Raw genomic sequence first — 24,081 nt, 5'->3', positions numbered from 1 at the left:
CTAAGCTTGCTGGAGGTGCTTCTGGACTTTCCACTGCTCCGCCGTCAGCTCAAACCGCACTTCCCCGCTGCTGGTGCGCCCGGTTTCCTGCCAGCCCTGGCGGCGGTAAAACGCCTCGGCCCGGGTGCCGGGCGCGGTGCTCAGCCACACCGGCTCGGCGGTTTGGGCGAAGTACCAATCCAGCATCAGCCGGTGCAGCTGCTTGCCGATGCCTTGCGCAGCGTAGTCGGGGTGCACGAACAGGGCCCAGATGCTGTGGCCGCGCAAATCGGCAATGGCAAACCCCGTGGCCGTGCCCGCGGGCGTCACGGCTACCCAGCCTTTGCCCCGCTGGGTGAGGTAGTCGACGTAGGCGGTGGGCGTAACCAGGCCGGGCGTGTGCAGCACGTTTTCCCGAACGGCCAGCCGCACCGTCGTCAGCTGGTCGATATCCTCCGGGGTGGCTTCGCGAATAATCATGGCCGCAAGTGAGTTCATCACTCAGCAAAGTAAGTGCGCAGCCCGCATTCATTAGCGGATGCCGTCCACCGGGCGCGGGCGGCTCAAAATCAGGAGCAGCGTGGCAATGGGGCCGAGCAGCAGGGAGAGGATAAACCAAGACACACCGCTGCGGCCTTTGCCCTGCGCCAGGGCGGCATTTACCAGAGCCAACGTGCCCCAGCCCAAAGAATGTTCGTGGTGCCAATCCATGGAAATAGAAGGGAAAAAGGGTTGACGGAATCGGCGGTTCACACACTACCCCGCCGACAAAAAAACGGAGGCCTCAGCGGCCGCTGGTGAGCAGCTGAATCACGGCGTCCGGGTCGGCCACTTCAATGATGAGCTGGTCGTAATCCTCGTGCTCCAGCTCGATAATGACGGCCTGCCGTTCGTCGTGCACGTCCCAGAAAATGCGGCGGTCATCTTTGAAGTAGGTGCCGGCCGTGAGCAGGCCCGGAACGTGGGTGCCGGGCATGCGCCAGCCCTTCCACCAGCCACCCAGCGCCTTGGGGTCCTGGCGGGCCGTGCGGATGTGCGCGGCCGGAATCTGGAGTTGGCTTTTGAAGGCCCAAAGCTTGTGCAGGCCCTGCACGTCGAAGACAAAAGTGTCGGCCTGGCGGGTTACGTTGACCATGACAGTAGTGTGAAAATGCGTAAACAGATAAAGTAAGTGTCTGGAAGAGTGTTGAATTAGGAGGCAGTCTGCTGCTGATTGACCATCTGCGTGAAGCTACGGGCGGCGTTGGTGAAGTCGGAGGGTACCAGCACCACCGTGGTGGTATTGTTGTCGATGCCGATTTCGGAGAGCATCTGCATGCGGCGCAGCTCCAGCGCAATCGGGCTGCTTTCCATCTGCTTGGCGCCCTGAGTGAGCTTCTGCGAGGCTTCCAGCTCGGCTTCGGCCTTGATGAGGCGGGCGCGCTTTTCCCGGATGGCTTCGGCCTCGCGGGCCATGGCGCGCTGCATGGAGCCGGGAATTTCCACGTCCTTGATTTCTACCATCTCAATCTTCACGCCCCAGGGCTCGGTGGCCTGATCCACGATCTGTTGCAGGGTGCGGTTGATCTGCTCCCGCGACTTGAGCACCTCGTCGAGCTGGTGCTGGCCAATGATGTTGCGCAGGGCCGTGACGGAAAGCTGGTACACCGCCTGGTTGAAGTTGGCCACCTTGATGACCGCGTCGGCCGGATGAATGACCCGGAACCAGAGCACCGCGTTTACCTTGATGGTCACCGAGTCCTTGGTGATGGTTTCCTGCTGCTCCAAATCCACCGTCTTGGTGCGCATATCGATGGTCTGCTGCCGCTCGATGAACGGAATGATCCAGTACAGGCCCGGCCCACGCACGCCGGTAAAGCGGCCCAGCCGGAACACGATGGCGCGCTCGTACTCCTGCGCAATGCGCAGGCCCAGGACCAGGAAGACGAGGATAATGCCGAGAATAAGAAGCGCGGTGCTCATGGCGAGGCAGTCGAAATGTTCGGGGATGCTAACGCATGGGACGTGCCGGAATACTCGGGTGATAAGCAAGTGTATGTTTGATAAGTAATTGCGAGTTTTAGGGCACTGTTCAAAACGACAAACCCTACCATTTTGGAAGGGTAGGGTTTGTCGTTTTGAACAGTGCCCTTCAACGGCGCTCCGTTACGATGAACAGCGGAGTCCGGAACAGCAGCGGCTGGCTGGCGGCCCGGTTACCATTGGCATCGATGGCCTTTGCTAAGCGTTAATGCTCAGCTTACCGCACCGGCTTCGGAATCACCGGCAGGCTCTCGTGGCCCTGCTCGTCCACCGCTGCCACGCCGAAGATGTAGTTGTCTTTGCTGTGGGGCAGGTCGGCCGTGGTACCGGATACCGGGAAGCGCCGCTGCCACACCGGCGACGACGTTTCGCGCATCAGCACCACGTAGCCGGTGGGCTTGCGGCCGGTGGCCGGGGCTTCCCACTTCAGCTCGGTGCGGTTGGTGAGGTTGGCCGTGAGCACGCCCACGTTTTGCGGGGCAGCCGGGGCCAGGGCCAAGCCGGCCAGCGTAGCCAGGTTCACGCCGGTGTTTTTGCGCAGGTACTCGTAGTCGACGTACTCGGGTAGGTCGCCGTAGGGGCGGCCGTTTTCAGTGCGCAAGTCCTGGTGCTGGTGGGTGAAGTCCTCGTTCATTTCCGAGAAGCGCACCGCCGCGTAGCCTTGCTGGTTGAAGGGCGTATGGTCGCCGCCGCGCAGGAAGCGGTCGGGGCGGTACTCCAGCTCCACCACGTGGCCCGTTACGTACTGCTCGCCGGCGCGCTTGGCGTAGCGGGCCAGCTGGCGCGAGGGTGAGTCGTTTTCGGAGGAAAGCTGGCGGCGCAGCTGGGCCTGCTCGGGCGTCTCACCGGCCGGCACGCCTTCGCTGAACACGCGCACGCGGCCCGCGTCGCTCAGGTCGGGGTCGTGGCCGTGCGAGTTGCCCACGATGTCGTTGTTGAGCATGCCCACCACGTTCCAGTTGTTGGCCTTGGCCTTGCGGGCCAGGTAGCCCGAGCCAATCAGGCTCTGCTCTTCGCCCTGCACGGCCACAAACACGATGGTACACGGGAACTTGCGCGTCGACATCACGCGGGCCAGCTCCATCACGATGGCCACGCCCGAGCCGTCGTCGTTGGCGCCGGGCGCGTCGGCGGTGCGGTTCATCACGTCGGTTACGCGCGAGTCGAGGTGGCCGCTGACGATGAACACGCGGTTATCGTTCTGGTCGGTGCCGGGCAGCGTGGCCATCACATTGGCCATGACGGTCTTCACATCCACGCGGCGGCCGTCGGGCTTCACCGTGAAGGTATCCTGCTCCACCTTGAGCCGGCCGCCGCTGGCTTTGGCGTACTTCTTAAACTCGTCTTCCACCCAGCGCCGGGCGGCCCCGATGCCGCGCTTCTTATCCTTGGTGTCAGAAAGCGTGTGGCGCGTGCCGAAGGATACCATCTTGTAGATGTCGTCGTTGAGGCGCTGGGCCGAAATTTCGCCCACCATCTTCTGGATGTCGGCGTCGGCGGGCGGCGTAACCAAAGCGGAGGCAGCAGGCGCCTGCGCATGGGCAGTGAAGGCGAAGAAAACAGCGGCAGCTGAAAAGAGCGGGGCGAAACGGGTCATGCGAAATCGATAATGAACGGCGCGGCGGGCTAACATACTCGAAAATTTACGGAGCGTTGCACAGCAGCCTTGCCAGTAACGAGTAAGGTCAGACCCGACTCACCAAGGCACAGGCTGCATTGCCCCCAAAGCCCGCCGCCTGCACCAACACCCGGCGCGGCCGGGCTGGCGCGGGCCGCTGGTTCAGCCACGACTCGAACGGCAAAGGCTCGGAGCTGATTTCGCCGCGCAAAATGCCCAAGGCCAGATCCAGACTGAGCGCGCCGGAGGCGCCGAGGGTGTGGCCCAGCTGCCACTTATTGGAGGTACAAGCCGGCAAATTCTTCCCGAAAACCGCTTCTACGGCCCGGCGCTCCGCCGCGTCACCGGCCCGGGTGCCGGGGCTGTGCAGCACCAGCAAATCTACCTCGGCGGGCTGACGGCCAGCCAAGCGCAGGGCCTGCCGGGCGGCCTGCTGAAAGTGCTGGCCATCGGCTGTGAGGCCGGTTTTGGTGCCCGTCGCCTCGAAGCCAAACCCCACGCTTTCCAGCAGCAGGTCGCCGGGGCGTGCCGCGGGCACGGCTTCCAGGGCAAACACGGCTGCGCCTTCGCCCAGCACGAACGTAGACGGCCCGCCGGCGCCGGGGCGGCAGGGGTATTCCGTGGCGGGCAGTGCGGAGTAGATGCCCAGGGCCTGCATCTGAGCTAGGGTGAAGGGTGTAAGTGGGGCCTCGGTGCCGCCGGCCAGAAACCGTTCGGCCAGCCCGGCCCGCAGCCAGGCCAGGGCGTTGCCCAGCGCCTGCAGCGCCGTGCTACAGGTGCTGCTGTGGCTGATAGCCGCGCCGGCACCGCCCACGCTGTCGGCCACCCAGCTGGCTACGTTGCCCAGGGTGGTCAGCGGCGAGGCAGCCGTGGGGGGCACTCCGTCGCGCAGAAAATCGGCGTGGAATGTCTCCAACCGCTCCGTCGCGCCGCGCGAGGAGCCCAGGCTGACAGCCAAAGAAGCCGGATCGGTGGGCGACCAGCCGGCCCGCTGGAAAGCTGCCTGCGCGGCCAGCAAGGCCAGCAGTACGCTGCGGTCGAGGGCGCGGTAGGCGGGGCGGCTGCGGCGCAGGGCGTCCAGCGCCGCTTCGGCCGCGGCGGGCAGGGCCGCAACGGGCACCGCCGCTTGCGGGTGCCGCTGAAACGTAGGCCCGGCGGCCGGCGCAGCGCCCAGTCCCGCGGCCGATACGCTGCCCCAGCCGCGAATGACCACGCGTACATCGACGGGGTTAATCATGTGGGTATTCGGGCAAATCAGCTGGCGCGGCGGCCTGGGCCGGGCGCAGCACCAGCTCGCGCATGGCCAGCAGGGTGTCGTACACTTGGCGCAGCTCGGCGTCGGTGATGCAGTAAGGCGGCAGCACGTACACGATGTTGCCCAAGGGGCGCAGCAGTACGCCGCGCTCCAGGCTGAGAGCGTAAAACTCGTCGCGCAGGCGGCTGAAGTAGGACGTGCCCTCGGCCACGCGAAACTCCACGGCCAATATGGTGCCGCGCTGCCGCACCTCGGCAATGCCGCTTTGCCCCCGCAGCTCCGCCGCAAAGGCCGCGTGCCGGGCTTCGACGCGGGCTCGGTCGGCGGCCGATTCGGGCGCGAGCAGCAGCTCCAGGCTGGCCAGGCCGGCCGTACAGGCCACGGGATTGGCGGTGTAGGAGTGGCCGTGGAAGAAAGTACGCGTCCGGTCGTCGCTGAGAAAGGCCTCGTAGATGGCGGCCGTGCAGGTGGTAGCGCCCAAGGCCATAGTACCGCCCGTCAGACCTTTGGACAGGCAGATAATGTCGGGCTGCGTCTGCAGATAATCGGCTGCAAAAAGCTGGCCGGTGCGCCCGAAGCCGGTCATTACCTCGTCGGCAATGCAGAGCACGCCGTGTTCGTGACAGCAGCTGATCAGGGTGTCCAGGGCGTCGGGCTCGTACATCACCATGCCCGCCGTGCCCAGCACCAGCGGCTCGAAGATGAACGCGGCCACGTCGTGGGTGGTCAGCACAGCTTCCAGCTGGGCCAGCACTTCCGCCTCGCGGCCCGGCACCGGCACGTCGATGAACTGCACGTCGAAGAGCAGCGGGGCAAACGGCGCGGTGAAGGCCGAGCGCGCACTCACCGACATGGCCCCGAACGTGTCGCCGTGGTAGGAGTCGCGGAAGGCCACCAGGGTGCGGCGCTGCGCCTGACCGCGGTTGTGGAAGTACTGCAGCGCCATTTTGATGCCCACCTCGATGGACGTGGCGCCGTTGTCGGAGTAGAATACGCGCCGCTGATTATCGGGCAGCACGCGCAGCAGGCCCTCGGCCAGCTCCACGGCGGCCGGGTGCGTAAAGCCGGCAAACATCACGTGCTCCAGCGTGCGGAGCTGCTCGCTCACGCGGCCGGCAATGTAGGGGTGGGCGTGCCCGTGCAGGTTTACCCACCAAGAAGCCACCGCGTCGAGGTAGCGGCGGCCGTCTTCGGCAATCAGCCAGGCGCCTTCGCCGCGCACCACCGGAATGGGCAGCGGGGCGGTCTGCATCTGGGTGTAGGGGTGCCAGAGCACGGCGGCGTCGCGTTCGGCTAAGGACATAAGAAGAGACGAAAAGCGGGAAAAAAGCAGCGCCGGGTACCGCTCAGGGCTAGAGCTGCACCTGGGGCGCGTAGGCCGCCACCACGGCCGCTGTCAGCGCGGGCTCGGGGCGCAGGCGTAGCAACACCGGCGCGGGCGTATGGTTCAGGATGACGTCCTCGGTGCTGGGGTCGGCCGGGCCGTTGAAGACGAGCCCGCGCACCGCAATGCCGCGCTGCCGCAGCACCTCCAGCGTGAGCAGGGTGTGGTTGATGGAGCCCAGGTAATGCCGGCTCACCACCACCACGGCCAGGCCCAGCTGCTGCACCAGATCCGCCACCAGGAAGCCCGGCGCCAAGGGCACCAGCAGGCCGCCCGCGCCTTCCACCACCAAGTGGTTGGGCGTGTCGGGCAAGGTGAAGTCGGTGGGCAGCAGCTGCCGGCCCTCGGCCGCGGCGGCTTTGTGGGGCGAGGCGGGCAGCTGCAGCCGGTGCCGCTCGGAGTGAAAGTAGCTACCGGGGTGCGTCACGAGGCGGCGCACCTCGTCGGTGTCGGTGTGGTCGAGGCCGCCGGCCTGCACGGGCTTCCAGTAGTCGGCCCCGAGGGCCTGCGTGAGCACGGCGGCGGCCACGGTTTTGCCCACGTCGGTGCCGATGCCGGTAACGAAGAGCCGGTCGGGCTGCTCAGGCCAGCGCTTGACGGAGGGCGGAAACGAGGTCATCGATTTCGGATTCGGTATTGAAGCTGTGGACAATCACGCGCAGGCACTGCTGGCCCGCGGGCACGGTGGGTGGCACGATGGCGCGCACATCGAAGCCGGCCGCCTGCACGGCGGCGGCCACGGCGCGCACCTGCTGCGGCGTGTGCGTGGGCAGCTGCACGGGGTGGATGACGTGGCTATCGGCCGGCACCTGCACTCCCGGCACCGCACCGAGCTGGCCGAGCAGGTAGGCCGATAACTCAAACAGGCGCCGGCGGGCTTCGTGCAGATTGGGCAGCAGCTCGTAGGCCGCGCGCAGGCTGGCCACGGAGTACTCCGGTAAAGCCGTGGTGTAGATAAACGGCCGGCTGAAGTTCAGCAGGTAGTCGCGCAGCAGGGCCGGGCCCAGCACAGCGGCGCCGTGGCTGCCCACGGCCTTGCCGAAGGTGACGACGCGCGCCAGCACCTGCGCATCCAGCCCTAGCTCCGTCACTAGCCCTTCGCCCCGCGGCCCGTACACGCCCACGCTGTGAGCTTCGTCGACTATCAGGTGCGCGCCGTGCGCTTGACACAGCTCGGCCAGCGCGCGCAACGGGGCCTGGTCGCCGCCCATGGAGTACACGGCTTCTACGGCCACGAACACCGCCGCGCCGGCCGGCAGTTGCAGGCGCGCAAGGCGGCGTTGCAGGTCGGCCACGTCGTTGTGGCGGAAGCTGTAGGCCGTAGCGAAGGACGAGCGGATGCCGTCCTTCACCGAGGCGTGCGAGGCCTCGTCGTAGAAGATGACGTCGGCGCGGCGCGGCGCGGCGGCAAAAAAGCCGTGGTTGGCCGCATAGCCCGAGGTGAAGAGCAAGGCCGCTTCGGCACCGTGGAAAGCCGCTAGCTGCGCTTCGAGGGCTTCGGCGGCGGCGGAGTTGCCGGTGAGCAGGCGCGCCCCGGTGCTGCCTACCTGCGGGCCGGTAGCGGCGGCTTGCTGTACGGCGGTGCGCAGCGCAGGAGCGCGGGCCAGGCCCAGGTAGTCGTTGGACGCAAAATCCACCCGCGCCGCATTGGGGGGCGGTGGCAGGCGGCGTCGGGTGCCCTCGGCCTCGCGCTGCTGCAAGTGCTGCGCCAGGCGCTGAAGCAGGGCCGAAGCAGGGGGCATCAGCAAAAAAGCAGTTAGCTAAACCTCGAACTGGCCGACCGACAGCCACACCGCGCCGTTCTGGCTGAAGGTGCGCGCCGTCACCACCACCCAGGCCGAATCCACTTCCACCCGGTCGCCCACGCCCGGCAGCACGCCGTAGCGCTGGTGAATCAGGCTGATGGCCGCCCCGATGGTGTCTTCCAGCTCGCCGATCAGCTCCTGGGCCTCGCGGGCGTCGTGCTGCTGGCGGATGGTTTCGGCGTAGGCGTGGTCGAGGTTAAGTTCGAAATCGATAATCATATACAGCAGGGAAGTCCGGGCCAACGCAAACGGCAGCGGGCCCGGCAGGTGATGCCGCCCGCTGCCGCGCACGTCGGGTAGTTAGTTGACGCTGGCCAGAACGGTGGCGCCCTCTGGTACGTGATTTTTAAATGCCTGGCGCGGCTTCAGGCCCAACAAGGCAAACATTTCTTTGTCGGCGTCGAAGTCGGGGTTGGGCGTGGTGAGCAGCTTCTCACCCGAGAAGATGGAGTTGGCCCCCGCCAGGAAGCACAGCGCCTGCTCGGTCACGGGCATTTCCTGCCGGCCGGCGGAGAGGCGCACCATGGTCTGGGGCATCAGGATGCGGGCCGTGGCAATCATGCGCAGCATTTCCCACACGCTTACCCGGGGCTGATCGGCCAGCGGCGTGCCCTGCACCGGCACCAGCGCATTCACCGGCACCGACTCGGGGTGGGCCGGTAGCGTGGCCAGGGTGTGCAGCATCTTCACGCGGTCCTCGTCCGTCTCGCCCAGGCCGATGATGCCGCCCGAGCACACCGAAATACCCGCCTTGCGCACGTGCTCCAGCGTGTCGAGCCGGTCGCCGTAAGTGCGGGTGGTGATGATGTTGGAGTAGTTTTCCTCGCTGGTGTCGAGGTTGTGGTTGTAGGCGTAGAGGCCGGCCTGCTTGAGGCGCTCGGCCTGGTACTCGTTGAGCATGCCCAGGGTGCAGCACACTTCCAAGCCCAGGTTGTTCACCTCGGTCACCATGCCAAGCACGCGGTCGAAGTCGCGGTTGTCGCGCACTTCGCGCCAGGCGGCGCCCATGCAGAAGCGCGTCGAGCCCGAATCCTTGGCGCGTTGGGCGGCGGCCAGCACTTCGGCATCGGGCAGCAGCTTATGAGCCTGCACGCCGGTGTGGTAGCGGGCAGCCTGCGGGCAGTAGGCGCAGTCCTCCGGGCAGCCGCCGGTTTTTACCGAGAGCAGCGTGCACACCTGCACTTCGCCGGTGGCCTGGTGCTGGCGGTGCACCTCGCTGGCCTGGGCCACGAGCTCCAGTACGGGTTGGTGATAAATAGCGTGTACTTCGTCGAGCGTCCAGTCAGTACGGAGCATAACGGTGGGAGAGTGGTTGTGGGGAAACAAGAGGCCGCCGCGGCAAACAAAGCGGCCCGCCGCAGCCGTGGGGTAGCTGCTTTGGCGGGCCGAAGGTATAGCAGAAGCGGCGGATAGAAGATGAAGAAGGGGCCAAGGCGGCGGCGCGGCGCGGTAACCGTCGCAAAATCAGCGGGCCTTTGCCTGCGCGGCGGGGCTTATTTTTTGTAGCGGTTGCCCTCCAGGCCCTGCTCTTCCAGCAGCTGCTTGATTTCCGGCTGCTCGTAGAAGCGGGCAAAATCCGTGGCGTTCATGTGCTCCCGTGAGCTGTCGGGGTGGAAGCCGTGGCCCAGCAGAAACCGCACGGCTTCGCGGTTGCCGGCCGTTGCGGCGTGCGAGAGCGTAGACATGTCATCTGCGTCGGTGTCGTACACGTGGGCGCCTGCCTTCAGCAGCTCGCGCATCACGTCGGTGTTGCCCGCCTGACAAGCCAGGATGAGGGGCGTCTGCCCGAGCTGGTCGCGAAACTGCACGTTGGCGCCGTGCTTCAGCAGCTGCCGCACGGCGCCAACGTTGCCGATGTAGGCCGCGTAGGCCAGGGGCGTCCAGGCCCCGCAGCCCACGCGTTCCGTCGGAATGAGCTGCTCTATTTGGTCGTCCTCCGCCAGCTCGGTCACGGCCGCTTGCACCGAAAACGTGTGCCTGAACAGCATGGCGTACACCAAACGCTTTTGCGGGCCCTGCAAGGCGGTGTACTCTTCCTGGCCGGAGCAGCCGCCCACGGCTAGCAGCACCAGCAAAACAAGAAATGCAATTTTCGCAGCCGACATGGCGCTGAAGGGTTGAGCGGGTACACCTAGACCTCACCGCAGCGACAACGCCGGGTGGCCCGGCCTCTTAGCGACCGGAGTGACGGCCCGGCCGCGCTGGTTTGCGGGTACTTGCTTTGCCGCCGGCAGCTGTCTTGCCGCCAGCCGGTTTGCTGCCACCGGCGGGCTTGCGGCCGGCGTCGGCAGCTTTGGGCTTGGGCCCGCCGGGGCGGTGGCGGCCCTTGGCCTGCGCTTCGGCGCCGTAGGTTTTGGCCCGTGGCTTGGGGCCCGATTTGCGCGGGGCTTCGCTCAGCCACTCTTCGCTGGCCAGCTGCTGGGGCGTTTTCTCGCCGCGTGCGCGACGCTTGGGCGCCGTGCCGCTGGAATGCTCAATGGCTGCAAAGATACCCGCCAATTCCTTTTCGGTCAGCTCGCGCCAGTCGCCCACACCCAGGCCTTTCAGGGTGATGTTCATCACGCGCCAGCGCTCCAGCTGCACCACCTCGTAGCCGAAAAACTCGCACATGCGGCGGATCTGGCGGTTCAGGCCCTGCACCAACGTAATGCGGAAGATGTAATCGGTATCCTTCTGCACCGGGCAAGGCTTGGTAATGGTGCCGAGCATGGGCACGCCCTGGCGCATGCCTTCCAGAAAGGCATCGGTGATGGGCTTATCGACCATCACGATGTATTCCTTTTCGTGCTCGTTGCCGGCGCGCAGGATCTTGTTGACGATGTCGCCGTTCGACGTCAGCAGAATCAGGCCCTGCGACTCCTTGTCGAGGCGGCCGATGGGGAAAATCCGCTCCGAGTGCTTGATGTAGCGGATGATGTTGTCCTTGACGTTGCGCTCGGTGGTGCTGGTGATGCCCGGGGGCTTGTTGAAGGCAATGTAGATAGCATCTTCGGCCGCGCGCGGCTCGATGCGGTTGCCGTTGACCACCACTTTATCGGTGGGCTCCACCTGGGTGCCCACCTCGGCGCGCTTGCCATTGACGAATACCACGCCCTGCTCAATGAAGCGGTCGGCTTCGCGGCGCGAGCAGATGCCGCTTTCGCTGATGTACTTGTTGAGACGGGTAGGCATGACGGAAGCAAATGGGATGGAGGCCGACCACTACAACGTAGCCGAAAGGCAAAAGTACGACGAGCCGGCCGGTTGAAGCCCTTGTCGTATTGCTCACGGGCGTAGCGGCGCGGCAGGCCCCGCAGACTACGGTTTCGGAATAATGGCCGTGGCTTCGATTTCGATGAGGAACTCCTCGCGAAACAGCTTGCTAACCTGCACTGCGGTGCTGGCCGGCGGCGCGGCGGTGTTCACGTACCGGTCGCGGGCCGTGCGCACCGCTGGCAGCTGGCCCGCGTCGAGCAGGAAGTAGTTCAGCTTCATCACGTGCTGCATGGTGCCGCCGGCCGCCTCCACGATGCGCTGAATGTTGCGAAACGCCTGGTCGGCCTGCTGGCCCACGTTGCCGGCCCCCACCACCCGGCCCTGCTCGTCCAGCGCCACCTGCCCCGAAATAATGAGCATGGTGGCCGTGCCCAGGTCCACGCTGACGGCATGTGAGTAACCCTTGGCCGGCGCCACACCGGGCGGGTTCAGGACCTTGGCTGGCGTAGGGCGTTGCTGAGCGGCGGCCATACAGCTCAGTAGCAGACTGGTAGCGAGCAGACCGGATTTAAGCACGTTAGGGCAGCAGTTCATTGCCGGAGCGGGTTACAGCGCCACTTTCTTCTCGCCTTTGTTCACGGCCAGCATCCACTTCGTCAGGCCATTCATGTAGGTCTGCTGATCGTCGTAGAAGCTCATGTGGCTGCCCTTGGGGCAGATCAGCGCCGAGCCGTTCTGCACCTTTTGCGCCACCATGCGCATGTGCTCGGGGTCCATGGTGTCGTACTTGCCACCGATGCTGAGCACCGGCACTGCGAGCTTGGGCAGGTCGGCCGTTCGGTCCCAGTTCACCAGCTTGCCCGAGGCGCCAAACTCGCTCGGCCCTTGCATCGTCACGTACAGCGACTGGTTGGTTTTGCCCAGGGAGCGGGCGGCGGGTTCGGGCAGAGGCACGCGGCACAGGTGCTCGGCGTAGAAGTTGGGTTCCAGCAGCTCCATATAGCGTGGGTTCTGGAAGTCCTTTTTGGCCTCGATCTGCCGGATTTCGGCCAGCACCTCGGGCTTGAGCTGCGGGGCCAGCACCTCGTCGGCGTACTTGTTGTAGGCCGGGATGCTCATCATCATGTTCGAAATGATGACGCCCTTCAAATGCTGCTGGTACTTCAGCGCATACTCCGCCGCCAGGATACCGCCCCAGCTGTGGCCCAGCAGGTAGAAGTTGTCCTTGTCCAGCTTCAGGGCCTGGCGTACCTGCTCCACTTCCTCCACGTAGCGTGGCAGGCTCCACATGCTGGTGTCCTTGGGGTTGTCGGAGTTGCCGCAGCCCAGCTGGTCGTAGTAGATGAACTCGATGCCTTCCTGCGGCAGGAAGCTCTCCATGCACTCGAAGTACTCGTGCGTGGCGCCGGGCCCGCCGTTGAGCAGCAGCAGCTTGATGCGCGGGTTGTTGCCGAAGCGCTTGGTCCACACGTTGAACTTACCCTTGGGCGTCGTGATGGGAATGACCTGCACGCCACCGTCCTTCACGCGGGCTGTGTCGCCGCCAAAATAGGAGGCAGGGATGGCGGAAGCAGCGTCAGCCGAGGCGTTTTCTTTGTCTGGCTGAGTGCAGGAGGTGGCTAGGCCTAGCAGCATACCGGTAGCAAGCAGGACGGAAAGGAGCTTCATAAAAAACGGGTTGACGCGGAAGACGGAACAGCCAAGGGGCTTATGGGCTAAACGTACTGATAATTCGACCTCTTCCCAACGCCATCGGGCGGGCGCTGTCGCGGACTACTGCTCCTCGGCCAGCCATTGCATGGCGCGGTACTCACCCGGGCCCACAAACAGCCGTAGCAAGTCGTCGGTGAGCTTAAGGCCGTTGGCGCTGTTGGTAAAAAACACCAGGCTCGCTTTTTGGGCCGGAAAAGCCATAAAGAAGGCTTTGAAGTCGCCGTTGTCGCCCCAGTGCCACAGGGCTGGGCCGGCCGAGGTGGCAGCCAGGCCCACGCCGTAGGCCCAGGCAATGTACGGATCAGTGGGAGTGGGTCCCAGGCCGCAGCGGTTGGCCGGGTTGGCGGCCGTGGTGAGCAGCCGGGCAGTGGCGGGCTTAAGGCCCTGGCCGAGCACCAGCGCCTGCACAAAACGGCTGTAATCGGAGGCGGTGGTGAGCAGGCTGAAGCCGGCGCTAGGTTCCTGAAACTGCCGGATTTCCGTGGCCCTACCGCTCTGGTCGTGGCCGTAGCTGGCGTTGCGCCCGAAGGCCTCGCGCCACACGAAGCTGCTGCTGGGCATCTTGAGCGGGCCAAATACCTCTTCCTGCGCCAGCGTCTGCAGCGACTTGCCGGTGAGGTGCTCCAGCGTTTTCTGCAGCCACACAAAGCCTTCGCCGGAGTAGTTCCAGCAGCTGTCGGGAGCATACTTCAGTGGCAGGGCCGAGGTTTTCCAGCTCGGGCCTAGCGGGTTGTCGGCCCAGTTGGGCAGGCCGGTGGTGTGCGTGAGTACCATGCGGGCCGTAATGGTCGCAGCGCGCGGCTGCGTACCCAGCCGCGGGTAGGGGGCGTAAGCCAGCAGCGGCTTGTCCAGGTTGATTACGCCACGGTCGTGCAGGCGCAGGGCGGTGTAAGCCAGCACCACTTTGCTGAGCGACGCGGCCTGAAACGTGGTCCTGGCATCCACGGCCTGAGCGGTGCCGTTCTGCCGCTTTCCCAGGTAGTAGCTCCGGACAGTAGTACCACGGCTGTACACCAACTGCAGGCCCGGCACGTTGGCTTTCTGCATCAGGGCGGTTAGTTGCTGCTGCTGGGCCACGGCCACGCACGTGTAGAGCCAAAGCAGGGCGGTAATCAATACTCGCATTGGTGAATAGCGGGAAGTGAATCTTTCTTGAAAACGAACCCAAATAAAGCCAAACGCGGGCTGCCCTGGGGTAAGGCAGCCCGCGTTTGGACTAGGGAAGAGGGGAGCGTAACGCTTAGCCGAGCGTGTGATACACAGCCTGCACGTCGTCGTCGTCCTCGAACTTCTCGATCAGGTTCATCACCTCCTCCAGCTGCTCGCCTTCCAGGTGCACGGTGGTGTTCGGAATACGCTGCAGCTGGGCGCTGATGACGTTCAGCTGCTTCTGTTCCAGCGCCTTTTGCATCTGGCCGAAGTCGCTGAAAGCGGTTTCCACCACGATGTAGTGCTTCTCGTTGCCGTGCTCGTCCTCCTCCGAATCCTCGTAGATGTCGTCGGCACCGAAGTCAATCAGCTCCAGCTCCAGCTCGTCGCGGTCGAGGCCTTCGGCGGCCAGCTTGAACACGCCCTTGCGGGTGAAAGTGAAGTCCGACGAGCCGGCCGTGCCCAGGGCGCCGTTGCCGCGGTTGAAGTACATGCGCACGTTGGCCACGGTGCGGGTGGGGTTGTCGGTGGCCGTTTCCACCACGATGGCCACCCCGTGCGGGGCGTAGCCTTCGTACACCACCTCGGTGTAGTTGCCTTCTTCCTTCGAGGAGGCGCGCTTGATGGCCGCTTCCACGCGGTCCTTGGGCATGTTCACGCCCTTGGCGTTTTGCATGGCCGTGCGCAGGCGCGAGTTGGTGTCGGGGTTGGCGCCGCCCTCTTTCACGGCAATGACGATTTCGCGCCCGATGCGGGTGAAGTCTTTCGACATTCGGTCCCAGCGCTTCATTTTGCGGCCTTTGCGGAATTCAAACGCGCGTCCCATCTATAAAGGTGAAATTGTGAAGTTGTGAGGTAGTGAGTTTCGGCGGGCGAGGGGCCGGCTGCCGAAGGGGCCGCAAGTTAGCCGAAAGCCCGACCAAGGGCAACCCCCAACGTTAAGTCAGGGCCGCGTTTGAGGCCGTAGGGTGGGCTATTTGGCGCCCGCGGCCGGCTGCTGCGCCTCCAGCGTGTACACCCCGCGGCTCCCGGCCGGAAACCCCTCGATGGTGAGCACCAGCTGCTGCTTCGGGTCGAGGCGGAAGGAGCCCTGATCGGTTTTGGGCTGGCCGTTGGGACCGGGGTAGGTAAAGCTGATTTGGTCGCCGCTGAGCGTAAACTGCCCGTCCTGATTGAACGACATCGGGCCGCTCGGCCCCGCCAGCCGCAGCCGCTTCTGGTAGCTGCCGTCGGCGTTGAGCGTGAGCGTGCCGCCCACGCCGTTGGCCGGGGTCGGCTCGGCTTCGTCAGGCGAATAAATGCTGTAGGAGCGGTAGGCGTAGGTGGTGTAAAACGACGCCGGGCTGGCTGCCGAAGCCGCTGATTTGGCGGCCGGCTTGCGCGCGGGTTTAGTTACTGGCCTGGCCGCTTTGGTAGTCGGCTGGGTTTGGGCGTATGCCGCGGGCGGGGTGAGGCCGAGCAGCAACGCCGGGAGCACAAAACCGAAAAAGCGGTAAGTCATGTAAGCAGGAAAAGCCGCCGACCCAGGCGCAACGCCCGCGGCCAACCGTGATAGAATACCCGAAAGTACCGCCGCCGGCCGTTTGGCACAACGGCCGCGGTCCGCTTCATTTGGCCTTCCATCGACTTGCCCACCTGCCATGCCCACTTTCCTGCGCCAATTGATCCGCCCCGCCGCCGAATTGCCCCAGGCCGATGTCTGCCTCGTGGGGCTGCCGCTGGACCACGGCACCGTCCTGGAAGGCGGCCGGGCCGGGGCCGTGGGCGCCCCGGCGGCCATTCGCCGCGAGCTGCGCCGCTACCACAAAACCTACAACCTGGAGCACAACGTGCGCCTCGATGCCCTGCGCATTGCCGACGCGGGCGACATCACCGCCCCCGGCGCGACCTACGACCACGCCGCGCATCACCAGCGCATCCGCGAGCGGGTAGGGGAGCTGCTGCGCCAGTACCCGCGCGTGGTGGTGCTCGGCGGCTCCCACGACGGCACCTTCAGCACTGTGCGCGGCCTGTTCGATGCCACTGGTGGCCAGCCCGTGGGCGGCATCAACCTCGACGCGCACGCCGACGTGAAGGACCGCCCCGACCTGGGCAGCGGCACGCCTTACGGCAAGCTGCTGCGTCAGGGCTTCCTGCGCGGCCCGCGCTTCACCGAAATCGGCCTGCACTCCAACCTCAACACCTGGGAAGACGTGGATTTCCTGCATCAGCAGCAGGCCACCATCGTGCCGCTGGCCCACGTGCAGCACGAGGGCATGACGCTCTACATGGAGCGCGCCCTGCGCCGCGCCGCGGCCGATGGCCCCACTTTCGTCTCTTTCGATACCGACGTGGTGGCGCAGGCCTTCGCCCCTGCCGTGTCGGCCCCCAGCAGCGACGGGCTGACGCCGCGCCAGGCCACGGTAGCCGCGTTTTTGGCGGGCAAGCACGCCGGGGTGCGGCTGTTTGAGGTAGTGGAGTTCAACCCCGTGCTCGACCGGGACTTCATGACGGCCCGGCTGGCTGCTACCATCATCACGGCTTACCTGACGGGCGTGGCCGCAGGCTAGAATGAGGCTAGCGGCCAGTTCCCCTCCTCAGCTGAGGAGGGGCTAGGGGTGGTTGGAAGACTAGAGTTAGAAAAGCTAGAGCTGGACATCGTTCAACGCATCATCAACCATCCCTAACCCCTCCTCAATTGAGGAGGGGAACTAGCCGTAGAAACACTATCGATAGCCACCAAAAAAAAGCCTACGAAATATTTCGTTGAATATGCAGCCTTGAATATTTGCCGCTTGTCAGTAGAGCATCATTCCAACCCCAAAGCTTTTCTGACGCTATGAAAATCCTGCTTACGGCCCTATTGCTCAGCACTGCCTCTGTCTCTGTCCTGGCCCAATCGACGCCGGCCTTTACGTCCACCTGCGAAGAAGGCAAGTGGGGCAACTCGGAGCAGCGGCGCTACTGCGAAACGCGCGACCTGACCCTGCCGGCCATCAAATCGGGCAAGCTGACGGTGGACGGGCTGCGCAACGGCGGCATCACGGTGAAGGGCTACAGCGGCGCCGACATCCGGGTGCGGGCCAAGGTGCAGGCCTGGGCCAAAGACGACGCCACGGCCAAAGCCCGCGTGGCCGACGTGAAAATCAGCACCGAAAACAACACCCTGCGCGCCGCCGGCTCCGATGGCTCGGGCAAGAACAGCGGGTACGCCGTCAGCGACGGGGGCTACGCGGTGAGCTACGAAATCTTTGTGCCGGAGAAAACGGCGCTGGCCCTGCGCACCCACAACGGCGGCATTCACCTCGAAAACCTGCGCGGCCCAGTGTCCTTCGAAGCCGAAAACGGCGGGGTGAGTATCCTCGGCGCGGGCGGCGACGTGAAAGGCAGTACCCGCAACGGCGGCCTGAGCATCACGCTCACCGGCGCGAAGTGGGACGGCACCGGCCTCGATGTGACGACGACCAACGGCGGCATCAGCTGGAAAGTACCGGCCGATTATTCGGCGCAGCTCTTCACCAGCACCCAGCACGGCCCCATCCGCACCGACTTTCCCACCAAGGTGCAGGGCAGCATCGGCCGCGAAGTATCAGTGGCGCTAGGCAAGGGCGGCGCCCCGGTGAAGGCCGTGACAACCAACGGCGGCGTAACGGTGAGCCGCGCGGATAAATAAATTCTACGTATCTTCCTTAGGCACAACGCTCACATAACAAGCTCGGGCCGCTCCTGCATAGCAAGGGCGGCCCGATGTGTGTGTTAAGGACACATAGTCAGGTGCTTAGTTCGGACTAGTAACGCACTTCCTTGTACGGATACACGTAGTCGTCGGAGTCTCGCGGCCGGTTGTCGGCCTGCCCGTGGCGCCGGGCGCGGCGGGCCGCCAGGTCGTACACCTTGGAGTTGTACATAGGCTGTTGACCGTCTTTGCGGCTGCCCGACTTGCGACCAAGCAGGGCTACGCCGGCCACGGCAGCCAGGGCCAGGCCCGTGGTGATGAGCACCGCTTTGGCGGGCAGCGAGTCTTTGGGGGCCGGCGGCAGGTACTGCACGCCGTCGGCATCGATGCGGGCTGGCTCATCAACGTAGCGCCCGTACGCGGGTACGGGGAAGTTATCGGCCAGGGCGCGCAGGCCCGCGGCGGCTTCGGCGCCCTGAATAACCGGGCCGTGGCCGCACCCAATGGCCTGCGGCTCCAGGGCGGCCAGCCGTTCTACCGAGTCGCGCACTTGCTGCCAGTCATAGTTGAAGGGCGCGCCGGCCACGCTGATCTGCGGGCGCTGCAGCAGCAGCGAGGGCACCGATTCGTGGTTGGCGGTGGCAAAGGCGTCGGCGCCGAGCAGGGTGCGGTCCTCCTGCCGGAACAGGGCTATCTGCCCCGGCGCGTGGCCGGGCACGTGCAGCCAGCGCCAGCCGGGCAGGTAGGGCGTTTCGTCGTCATCGGTGGTCAGGGGCTGCACTAAGTCGCTGAGCTGGAAGCTCTGGGGCGGGAAGAAGCGGGCCACGAAGGCCAGCGAGCCGCCGCCTTCTACGGTGGGGTCGGCGGGCGGGTACACGGCTTTGGCCTGCAGGAAGGGCAGTTCCAGGGGGTGGGCCAGCACCGGCACGTTCCAGTGCTCGGCTAGGGCCCGCGCCGAGCCCGAGTGGTCCATGTGGCCGTGCGTGAGGAGGATGGCCGTGGGGTGGGTGCCCGGGTAAAACAGCTTATCGGCGGTTTCGATAATCTGCTTTTCTGAGCCGGGAAGTCCGGTATCGACCAGCACCCACTCGCCGGGGTTGCTGCTTTCCACGAAGTACACGTTGACAAAGCGTTGGATCTGGAGCTGGGTAACGCCAGCGGCTACTTGGTTCATCGGGCTCAGGTGTTTGGTGTAGCAGGGAGTACGCAGGTTGGCGGCGCGGGGGTACACCGGGCGCCGGAAAAGCCAACCGGGCCGTTCAGCTTAACCCGGGCCTGCGCGGGGCCGGAGCCAGGGTTGCTGAGGCCGCGTTTTAGCCCTGTGGGCCGCGCCTGTGCGTACCGGCCGCGCGGCCAGGAAAGCTCCGCGGGGCGCGGTTGCTCTGGCGTGGCTTCATCCCGCCATCCTGCTATGAAATTTCGCTTACTGGCTGCTGGGCTCCCGTCGGCGCAAACACAAAAAAGCCCCGCACACGACGTGCGGGGCTTTTGCTGCAAAGCCAAGTGGCTTATGAGTTGCGGTTGCGTGGATTAACGGCCGCCCGTGGTGCCACCGCCCGTCGAGCCGGTGCCGCCGGCGGTGCTGCCGCCAGCCGTCGAGCCACCAGCCGTGGTGCCCATGCCGCCGGCCGTGCTGCCGCCCGTCGAGGAGCTGCCGGCCGTGGTGCCAGCGGTGCTGCCGCTGCCCGTGCTGCTGCCGGTCATCGTGCCACCCGAGGTGGTGGTAGCAGCGCCCGTGGTGGTGGAGCCAGACCCGCCGCCCATGCTCGTGTCGGCGCTCATGCCAGCGTCGCCGCTGCCGCCCATATCCGACGAGCCCGAGCCGCTTTCGCCCATGGTACCGCCGCCAGTGCTTTCAGTGCCAGTGCCGCCGGTGCTGCCGCCCGAGCCGCCTTCTTGGTTGTTGCCGCCGCAAGAGGCGAAGGTGAACGATGCTGCGGCCAGGGCCATAAACAGAACCTTTTTCATGGTATTGGTTGGTGAAGGTTGTGGTAAGAAGTTGTCGATAAAGCCGGCTCAGCGGCTCAATCGTGTCTTTATACTCCTTATGCCCGTAGGTAACCCAAGATTTGTGAAAAAAAATGTTGATAATGTTTTAAACTCGACAGTAAACTATGGCTGCTATAACATTTCCGATACACCTCGCGGAGCAGAAATGCATAATACCGGCACAGCGCTTAGTAGCGGCGCTGGCGGCTGAGCAAAAAGGCAGCATTCGAAAATTCCCGTACCGCCATGCTGAGCTTGTCGAAGCATGACGGGCAGGGAGTCTCCAATGACTTTTCGGACACCGTTTGGGCTGTAACCAGACCGGCGGCCCCGCGACATCCAATTCGATGCTGCGGGGCCGCCGGTACCTAGTGAAGCGGGCTATTGCCCGGCCATCGTGTCGCTGGGGGTGTTCACAGTCGGGGTACCGGCGTCGGTGCGCACGGTATCCACTTTGCCTTCGTCGCCGTCGGCATCACCGAGTCGGGTGCTCGTCATGGTCGAGCCGGAGGCGCTGCCCTCGGCGGAGTTGGTTTTGCTTTGGTCGCAGGAGGCAAAGGCGAACGAGGCCGCGGCCAGGCTCAGAAACAGGAGCTTTTTCATGGAGTAAGGAGTAATGGTGGTGGAAAAGCGTTAGTTGGCAGCCCGTGGCAGTCCAACCAACGCTTGATACCCAGCGAACGGGGAGGTAACCGGCTAAGGCTTAGAAATCGAGGCAGAAGCGCTCTACTTAAACTAGGCGTACAGCTGCGAGCCACCGAGTCCGGTACAGTACTTCAGACCGGGGCAGTGGCTATGCCGTCCCGTCGAAACTGGTTATTGGCCCGAAGTAGCGCCCGTGCCGGCCCCGTTGGCGCTGGTGGTATTGCTGCCCGTGGTGTTGCCAGGCTGGCTGCCCGAGGTGCTTACTTGCCCGTTACGCATCGTTTCGTCTTCCCCGATGGTGTTGCCGCTCTTCTCCCCGGGTTCGGGCCGGCTGGTGGTGGCGCTGCCGCTGCCCGCCGTCGAGCCACCGGGGGTAGCCGTGCCGGGCACGGTCTGGCTGCCGGGGTCGGTGTCGCTGCTGTCGTTGCTGGTGCCGTCGGGGCGGCCGGGGTCGTCCTGCTCCGAGGACATGCCGTTGACTTCGGGCGTGTCGTTTTGCTGCTTGTCGCCGCCGCAGCTGGCTAGCGTGAAGGTGGCCGCGGCCAGTGCTAGAAACAGACTCTTCTTCATGGGGTTGCTAACGGTAGGAGGGAAGATGATTGATGAGCGGCAATGGCTACTGTACGCGGCGGGGCAGCGCGGGTAGTCGAAGCCAGGCAAATTTTTCAGCCGAGCCACTTGCCCGTGCAGTAGCCGCCCCGGACTGCGGCGGTCTTCAGCCGCCCAGCGTCAGCTGCCGCGGCCGCCGCGTTAGCCGTTGGGCAGCCCTTGCCACTACGCCAGCCAGCAAGCCGCGCATCAATCGGCTCATGCGCCCGAAAAAGGCCATTTTGCCCCGCCGAAACTCCTATATTCGCCGCTCCACCCAATCCCCGAACATTCCCGCCCGCCCATGTCACACTCTGCCCTCGACACCCCCGAACTCAACCTCGAAACCACTTCCGCCTCGGACGCTGCCAACACCCAAGCCAAGCCGGCCCAGCGCCCGATGTACTACGAGTACAAGCCCACGGAAACGGTAAAAGCCAAGCACGGCACCGAGCTGCGCTGCAAAACCTGGGAAGCCGAAGCGGCCCTGCGCATGCTCGAAAACAACCTCGACCCCGCGGTGAGCCTGGTCTACGACGAGCTGATTGTGTACGGCGGCGCCGGCCGCGCGGCCCGCAACTGGAAGGAGTACCAGACCATCGTCAACACGCTCAAGAACCTGGAAGCCGACGAAACCATGCTGGTGCAGTCGGGCAAGGCCGTGGGTGTGCTGCGCACCTGGGCCCACGCCCCGCGGGTGCTCATTGCCAACTCGAACATCGTGCCCGCCTGGAGCACCCAGGAGTATTTCGATGAGCTGGACAAGCTCGGCCTGATGATGTACGGGCAGATGACGGCCGGCTCCTGGATTTACATTGCCACCCAGGGCATCCTGCAGGGCACCTACGAAACCTTCGCCGCCGTGGCCGACAAGCACTTCGGCGGCACGCTGGCCGGCACCGTTACCGTGACGGCCGGCCTGGGCGGCATGTCGGGCGCCCAGCCGCTGGCCGTGACCATGAACGACGGCGTGTGTCTGGTCGTCGAGCCCATCGATGCCCGCGTGAAGCAGAAGGTGCGCGAAGGCTACGTGGACGAGCAGGCCCGCGACCTAAACCACGCCCTGGAGCTGATGGCGCAGTACAAAGCGGCCCGCAAAGGCTGGAGCATCGGCCTGACCGGCAACGCCGCCACCGTGCTGCCCGAGCTGCTGCAGCGCGGCTACAAGGCCGACATCGTCACCGACCAGACTTCCGCCCACGACCTGATGGACTACATTCCCGAAGGCGACATCGACGCAGTATTGCAGCTGCGCAAAGACAACCCCGAAGAGTTTAAGCGCCAGGCTCTGCAGGCCATCGTGAAGCACTGCCAGGCCATCATCGACATGCAGGCCGGCGGGGCCGTGGCCCTCGACTACGGCAACAACCTGCGCGGTCAGGCCGAAAAAGGCGGCCTGCAAGTGCGCGACGAAAACGGGCAGTTCCTCTACCCCGGCTTCGTGCCCGGCTACATCCGCCCGCTGTTCTGCGAGGGCAAAGGCCCCTTCCGCTGGGCCGCCCTCTCCGGCGACCCGCAGGACATCCTGCGCATCGACCGCGCCCTGCTCGAAACCTTCCCCGACAACAAGATGCTGGCCCGCTGGATCGAAAAGGCCCAGGCCAAGGTGCCCTTCATCGGCCTCCCGGCCCGCGTGTGCTGGCTGGGCTACGGCGAGCGGGAAAAATTCGGCCTGGTCATCAACGACCTGGTGGCCCGCGGCGAAGTCTCGGCCCCCATCGTCATCGGCCGTGACCACCTCGACTGCGGCTCCGTGGCCTCGCCCAACCGCGAAACCGAGGGCATGAAGGACGGCTCCGACGCCGTAGCCGACTGGCCCCTACTCAACGCCCTGGCCAATACCGCCTCCGGCGCCGACTGGGTGAGCCTGCACAACGGCGGCGGTGTGGGCATCGGCAACAGCACGCACTCCGGCATGGTCATCGTAGCCACCGGCACCCCCGAAAAAGCCGAGCGCCTGCGCCGCGTACTCACCACCGACCCCGGTATGGGCGTCTTCCGCCACGCCGACGCAGGCTACGAGCTGGCCCAGCAGGTAGCCCAGGAGCGCGGGGCGAAGATTCCGGGAAGTACTAAAATTAGGAAATAGGTAACCTTTTCAAGGTTTAGGACGGTTTAGTAAAAGTGACTTTTTTTCTGAAAATATCATGAATATTTCTTTCTCTGGGAAATATAAGTCTTTAGATTCTTTTGAATGGTTAAATGTGCCAATGTTTGCTGTTTTAACTGGTCCTAATGGTGTAGGCAAGTCTCAGATATTGGAGCTTGTGTATAATACAATAATAAACAAAGTGGGTACAAGTGAAAGAGTCGCTATTGGGGGAGTTACCGTAGGTAAACACGAAGTTGCATATCTAAAAGGAGAGTGGAATCTGGCAAATGCCAATTCCATTGATTTAGTGGCTCAGCAACAGCAGTTAAATAAATACTATGAGGAATTTAGGCAACGTAGAGGCCAAGTCCAAGGTGAGGCTAAATTAAGATTAGGACATGTTTTTTCAGACATAGTTCGTAAAACAGGAAAATCCTTTGACTTGATAAGTAAAGACGAGTTTATAGAACACTTTCCTCCAGTGTTGGTTGAAAATGAAAATCAACTAGGACAAAAAATTGCTGAAATATTTTACAACTATAGAATAGATGAAATAGAATTGAAGTCAGAAGGTTTATCAGAAGAAGATATTTTTGCGAGAATTGGGCAGAAGCCATGGTATGTTCTTCGTGAAATATTGAAAGAAGGGAAAATGCCTTTTACTTTTAATGATCCTTCTAAGAATGGGATTCGTGACGTATTTACATTGCGGATGTTTAATGAGTTAACAGGTGATGAAATCAAACTTGCTGATTTGTCTTCAGGCGAGAAAGTATTGATGTCACTAGTATTCTATTTGTATAATTCTAGAGAGAGGAATACGTTTCCAAAATTGCTATTGCTATAGCAGATTCACAGACAATGTAGCTGCTGGCGCTCCGCGTACGTAAGCGGCTGTATGCAAGCATACTCGATGGATTTGCGTCAGCGCGTGGCGCAGGCGCTGGCCGAGCCGGGCGCCCGGCAGGCCCAAGTGGCCGCGCGCTTTTGCG

At 64.0% G+C, this 24,081-nt stretch carries 26 protein-coding genes; 4 read left to right on the top strand and 22 right to left on the bottom strand.

The window, feature by feature from the left end; translation table 11 throughout:
- From B0919_RS23495 to B0919_RS23410, 18 genes are all read right to left on the bottom strand, one after another.
- Window positions 1-477 carry a GNAT family N-acetyltransferase gene (locus B0919_RS23495; protein ID WP_254846657.1) on the bottom strand — a complete coding sequence of 159 codons (477 nt, stop codon included), beginning with the start codon at window positions 475-477 and terminating at the stop codon, window positions 1-3.
- Between the two features lie 33 nt (window positions 478-510).
- Window positions 511-690 carry a hypothetical protein gene (locus B0919_RS23490; protein ID WP_078014755.1) on the bottom strand — a complete coding sequence of 60 codons (180 nt, stop codon included), beginning with the start codon at window positions 688-690 and terminating at the stop codon, window positions 511-513.
- A gap of 73 nt (window positions 691-763) precedes the next feature.
- Window positions 764-1,114: a hypothetical protein gene (locus B0919_RS23485; protein WP_078014754.1), complete on the bottom strand. Its 351-nt coding sequence runs from the start codon at window positions 1,112-1,114 to the stop codon at window positions 764-766.
- A 56-nt stretch (window positions 1,115-1,170) separates the two neighbouring features.
- On the bottom strand, window positions 1,171-1,941 hold the full coding sequence (locus tag B0919_RS23480) for a slipin family protein (RefSeq protein ID WP_078014753.1): 771 nt from the start codon (window positions 1,939-1,941) through the stop codon (window positions 1,171-1,173).
- A 277-nt stretch (window positions 1,942-2,218) separates the two neighbouring features.
- Window positions 2,219-3,598, bottom strand: a complete 1,380-nt coding sequence (locus B0919_RS23475; protein WP_217701069.1) for a M28 family metallopeptidase — start codon at window positions 3,596-3,598, stop codon at window positions 2,219-2,221.
- Window positions 3,599-3,686: 88 nt separating this feature from the next.
- A complete protein-coding gene (locus tag B0919_RS23470) occupies window positions 3,687-4,856 on the bottom strand; it encodes a beta-ketoacyl synthase N-terminal-like domain-containing protein (protein ID WP_078014751.1) in 1,170 nt (389 codons plus the stop codon).
- Window positions 4,849-6,177 carry an adenosylmethionine--8-amino-7-oxononanoate transaminase gene (gene bioA, locus B0919_RS23465; RefSeq protein ID WP_078014750.1) on the bottom strand — a complete coding sequence of 443 codons (1,329 nt, stop codon included), beginning with the start codon at window positions 6,175-6,177 and terminating at the stop codon, window positions 4,849-4,851. The genes B0919_RS23470 and bioA overlap by 8 nt, the downstream gene beginning before the upstream one ends.
- Window positions 6,178-6,226: 49 nt before the next feature.
- Window positions 6,227-6,877, bottom strand: a complete 651-nt coding sequence (bioD, locus tag B0919_RS23460; RefSeq protein WP_078014749.1) for a dethiobiotin synthase — start codon at window positions 6,875-6,877, stop codon at window positions 6,227-6,229.
- The gene (locus tag B0919_RS23455; protein WP_078014748.1) at window positions 6,840-8,000 is read right to left on the bottom strand and encodes an aminotransferase class I/II-fold pyridoxal phosphate-dependent enzyme; all 1,161 of its coding nucleotides are present in this window, start codon (window positions 7,998-8,000) and stop codon (window positions 6,840-6,842) included. The genes bioD and B0919_RS23455 overlap by 38 nt, the downstream gene beginning before the upstream one ends.
- 18 nt (window positions 8,001-8,018) lie before the next feature.
- The gene (locus B0919_RS23450) at window positions 8,019-8,282 is read right to left on the bottom strand and encodes a hypothetical protein (protein ID WP_139362351.1); all 264 of its coding nucleotides are present in this window, start codon (window positions 8,280-8,282) and stop codon (window positions 8,019-8,021) included.
- Window positions 8,283-8,363: 81 nt separating this feature from the next.
- Window positions 8,364-9,359 carry a biotin synthase BioB gene (bioB, locus tag B0919_RS23445; protein WP_078014746.1) on the bottom strand — a complete coding sequence of 332 codons (996 nt, stop codon included), beginning with the start codon at window positions 9,357-9,359 and terminating at the stop codon, window positions 8,364-8,366.
- 197 nt (window positions 9,360-9,556) lie between these two features.
- Window positions 9,557-10,168: an ankyrin repeat domain-containing protein gene (locus B0919_RS23440; protein WP_078014745.1), complete on the bottom strand. Its 612-nt coding sequence runs from the start codon at window positions 10,166-10,168 to the stop codon at window positions 9,557-9,559.
- A gap of 67 nt (window positions 10,169-10,235) precedes the next feature.
- Entirely contained in the window at window positions 10,236-11,234 is a 999-nt protein-coding gene (gene rluF / locus B0919_RS23435; RefSeq protein WP_078014744.1) for a 23S rRNA pseudouridine(2604) synthase RluF, read from the bottom strand.
- 126 nt (window positions 11,235-11,360) lie between these two features.
- Window positions 11,361-11,789 carry a RidA family protein gene (locus B0919_RS23430; RefSeq protein ID WP_078014743.1) on the bottom strand — a complete coding sequence of 143 codons (429 nt, stop codon included), beginning with the start codon at window positions 11,787-11,789 and terminating at the stop codon, window positions 11,361-11,363.
- 75 nt (window positions 11,790-11,864) lie between these two features.
- Window positions 11,865-12,926 (bottom strand): proline iminopeptidase-family hydrolase, encoded by a 1,062-nt coding sequence (locus tag B0919_RS23425; protein WP_078014742.1) that lies wholly within the window; start codon window positions 12,924-12,926, stop codon window positions 11,865-11,867.
- Window positions 12,927-13,031: 105 nt separating this feature from the next.
- Window positions 13,032-14,096 carry a serine hydrolase domain-containing protein gene (locus B0919_RS23420; protein WP_078014741.1) on the bottom strand — a complete coding sequence of 355 codons (1,065 nt, stop codon included), beginning with the start codon at window positions 14,094-14,096 and terminating at the stop codon, window positions 13,032-13,034.
- Between the two features lie 115 nt (window positions 14,097-14,211).
- The gene (locus B0919_RS23415; protein ID WP_078014740.1) at window positions 14,212-14,946 is read right to left on the bottom strand and encodes a YebC/PmpR family DNA-binding transcriptional regulator; all 735 of its coding nucleotides are present in this window, start codon (window positions 14,944-14,946) and stop codon (window positions 14,212-14,214) included.
- Window positions 14,947-15,093: 147 nt separating this feature from the next.
- Window positions 15,094-15,621: a hypothetical protein gene (locus tag B0919_RS23410; protein ID WP_078014739.1), complete on the bottom strand. Its 528-nt coding sequence runs from the start codon at window positions 15,619-15,621 to the stop codon at window positions 15,094-15,096.
- Window positions 15,622-15,760: 139 nt separating this feature from the next.
- Between B0919_RS23410 and B0919_RS23405 the strand changes: the two genes are divergently transcribed.
- The gene (locus tag B0919_RS23405; RefSeq protein ID WP_078014738.1) at window positions 15,761-16,669 is read left to right on the top strand and encodes an arginase family protein; all 909 of its coding nucleotides are present in this window, start codon (window positions 15,761-15,763) and stop codon (window positions 16,667-16,669) included.
- A 269-nt stretch (window positions 16,670-16,938) separates the two neighbouring features.
- Complete coding sequence (locus B0919_RS23400; protein ID WP_078014737.1) at window positions 16,939-17,772, top strand: hypothetical protein; 834 nt, start codon at window positions 16,939-16,941, stop codon at window positions 17,770-17,772.
- 115 nt (window positions 17,773-17,887) lie between these two features.
- Here B0919_RS23400 and B0919_RS23395 read toward each other — a convergent pair whose 3' ends face one another.
- The 4 genes from B0919_RS23395 to B0919_RS23380 all read right to left on the bottom strand — a co-directional run bounded on the left by B0919_RS23395 (window position 17,888) and on the right by B0919_RS23380 (window position 20,979).
- Window positions 17,888-19,006 (bottom strand): MBL fold metallo-hydrolase, encoded by a 1,119-nt coding sequence (locus B0919_RS23395; RefSeq protein ID WP_078014736.1) that lies wholly within the window; start codon window positions 19,004-19,006, stop codon window positions 17,888-17,890.
- A gap of 299 nt (window positions 19,007-19,305) precedes the next feature.
- On the bottom strand, window positions 19,306-19,743 hold the full coding sequence (locus B0919_RS23390; RefSeq protein WP_078014735.1) for a hypothetical protein: 438 nt from the start codon (window positions 19,741-19,743) through the stop codon (window positions 19,306-19,308).
- 402 nt (window positions 19,744-20,145) lie between these two features.
- Window positions 20,146-20,367, bottom strand: coding sequence for a hypothetical protein (locus tag B0919_RS23385; protein ID WP_078014734.1), 222 nt, complete (start codon window positions 20,365-20,367; stop codon window positions 20,146-20,148).
- 213 nt (window positions 20,368-20,580) lie between these two features.
- Entirely contained in the window at window positions 20,581-20,979 is a 399-nt protein-coding gene (locus B0919_RS23380) for a hypothetical protein (RefSeq protein WP_078014733.1), read from the bottom strand.
- 322 nt (window positions 20,980-21,301) lie between these two features.
- On the opposite strand from B0919_RS23380, the gene hutU reads away from it, so the two are divergent.
- Together hutU and B0919_RS24950 are read left to right on the top strand one after the other, a co-directional pair.
- On the top strand, window positions 21,302-23,086 hold the full coding sequence (hutU, locus tag B0919_RS23375; protein ID WP_217701068.1) for a urocanate hydratase: 1,785 nt from the start codon (window positions 21,302-21,304) through the stop codon (window positions 23,084-23,086).
- A gap of 58 nt (window positions 23,087-23,144) precedes the next feature.
- Window positions 23,145-23,936, top strand: coding sequence for a hypothetical protein (locus tag B0919_RS24950; RefSeq protein ID WP_139362350.1), 792 nt, complete (start codon window positions 23,145-23,147; stop codon window positions 23,934-23,936).
- The last annotated feature ends 145 nt before the right edge of the window (window positions 23,937-24,081 follow it).

The organism is Hymenobacter sp. CRA2, from assembly GCF_002007105.1.
Lineage (GTDB): Bacteria > Bacteroidota > Bacteroidia > Cytophagales > Hymenobacteraceae > Solirubrum.
Note: the sequence above shows the minus strand (reverse complement) of the source record. Positions and strands in the feature narration are given on the sequence as shown.

Coding starts and splice junctions, on each gene's coding strand:
- B0919_RS24950 (WP_139362350.1), top strand. CDS start 23,145: ATGAATATTTCTTTCTCTGGGAAATATAAGTCTTTAGATTCTTTTGAA.
- B0919_RS23455 (WP_078014748.1), bottom strand. CDS start 8,000: ATGCCCCCTGCTTCGGCCCTGCTTCAGCGCCTGGCGCAGCACTTGCAG.
- B0919_RS23385 (WP_078014734.1), bottom strand. CDS start 20,367: ATGAAAAAGCTCCTGTTTCTGAGCCTGGCCGCGGCCTCGTTCGCCTTT.
- B0919_RS23415 (WP_078014740.1), bottom strand. CDS start 14,946: ATGGGACGCGCGTTTGAATTCCGCAAAGGCCGCAAAATGAAGCGCTGG.
- B0919_RS23495 (WP_254846657.1), bottom strand. CDS start 477: ATGAACTCACTTGCGGCCATGATTATTCGCGAAGCCACCCCGGAGGAT.
- rluF (WP_078014744.1), bottom strand. CDS start 11,234: ATGCCTACCCGTCTCAACAAGTACATCAGCGAAAGCGGCATCTGCTCG.
- B0919_RS23475 (WP_217701069.1), bottom strand. CDS start 3,598: ATGACCCGTTTCGCCCCGCTCTTTTCAGCTGCCGCTGTTTTCTTCGCC.
- B0919_RS23405 (WP_078014738.1), top strand. CDS start 15,761: ATGCCCACTTTCCTGCGCCAATTGATCCGCCCCGCCGCCGAATTGCCC.
- B0919_RS23470 (WP_078014751.1), bottom strand. CDS start 4,856: ATGATTAACCCCGTCGATGTACGCGTGGTCATTCGCGGCTGGGGCAGC.
- B0919_RS23450 (WP_139362351.1), bottom strand. CDS start 8,282: ATGATTATCGATTTCGAACTTAACCTCGACCACGCCTACGCCGAAACC.
- B0919_RS23440 (WP_078014745.1), bottom strand. CDS start 10,168: ATGTCGGCTGCGAAAATTGCATTTCTTGTTTTGCTGGTGCTGCTAGCC.
- B0919_RS23490 (WP_078014755.1), bottom strand. CDS start 690: ATGGATTGGCACCACGAACATTCTTTGGGCTGGGGCACGTTGGCTCTG.
- B0919_RS23400 (WP_078014737.1), top strand. CDS start 16,939: ATGAAAATCCTGCTTACGGCCCTATTGCTCAGCACTGCCTCTGTCTCT.
- B0919_RS23390 (WP_078014735.1), bottom strand. CDS start 19,743: ATGAAAAAGGTTCTGTTTATGGCCCTGGCCGCAGCATCGTTCACCTTC.
- B0919_RS23485 (WP_078014754.1), bottom strand. CDS start 1,114: ATGGTCAACGTAACCCGCCAGGCCGACACTTTTGTCTTCGACGTGCAG.
- bioD (WP_078014749.1), bottom strand. CDS start 6,877: ATGACCTCGTTTCCGCCCTCCGTCAAGCGCTGGCCTGAGCAGCCCGAC.
- B0919_RS23410 (WP_078014739.1), bottom strand. CDS start 15,621: ATGACTTACCGCTTTTTCGGTTTTGTGCTCCCGGCGTTGCTGCTCGGC.
- bioB (WP_078014746.1), bottom strand. CDS start 9,359: ATGCTCCGTACTGACTGGACGCTCGACGAAGTACACGCTATTTATCAC.
- B0919_RS23420 (WP_078014741.1), bottom strand. CDS start 14,096: ATGCGAGTATTGATTACCGCCCTGCTTTGGCTCTACACGTGCGTGGCC.
- B0919_RS23425 (WP_078014742.1), bottom strand. CDS start 12,926: ATGAAGCTCCTTTCCGTCCTGCTTGCTACCGGTATGCTGCTAGGCCTA.
- hutU (WP_217701068.1), top strand. CDS start 21,302: ATGTCACACTCTGCCCTCGACACCCCCGAACTCAACCTCGAAACCACT.
- B0919_RS23380 (WP_078014733.1), bottom strand. CDS start 20,979: ATGAAGAAGAGTCTGTTTCTAGCACTGGCCGCGGCCACCTTCACGCTA.
- B0919_RS23480 (WP_078014753.1), bottom strand. CDS start 1,941: ATGAGCACCGCGCTTCTTATTCTCGGCATTATCCTCGTCTTCCTGGTC.
- bioA (WP_078014750.1), bottom strand. CDS start 6,177: ATGTCCTTAGCCGAACGCGACGCCGCCGTGCTCTGGCACCCCTACACC.
- B0919_RS23430 (WP_078014743.1), bottom strand. CDS start 11,789: ATGGCCGCCGCTCAGCAACGCCCTACGCCAGCCAAGGTCCTGAACCCG.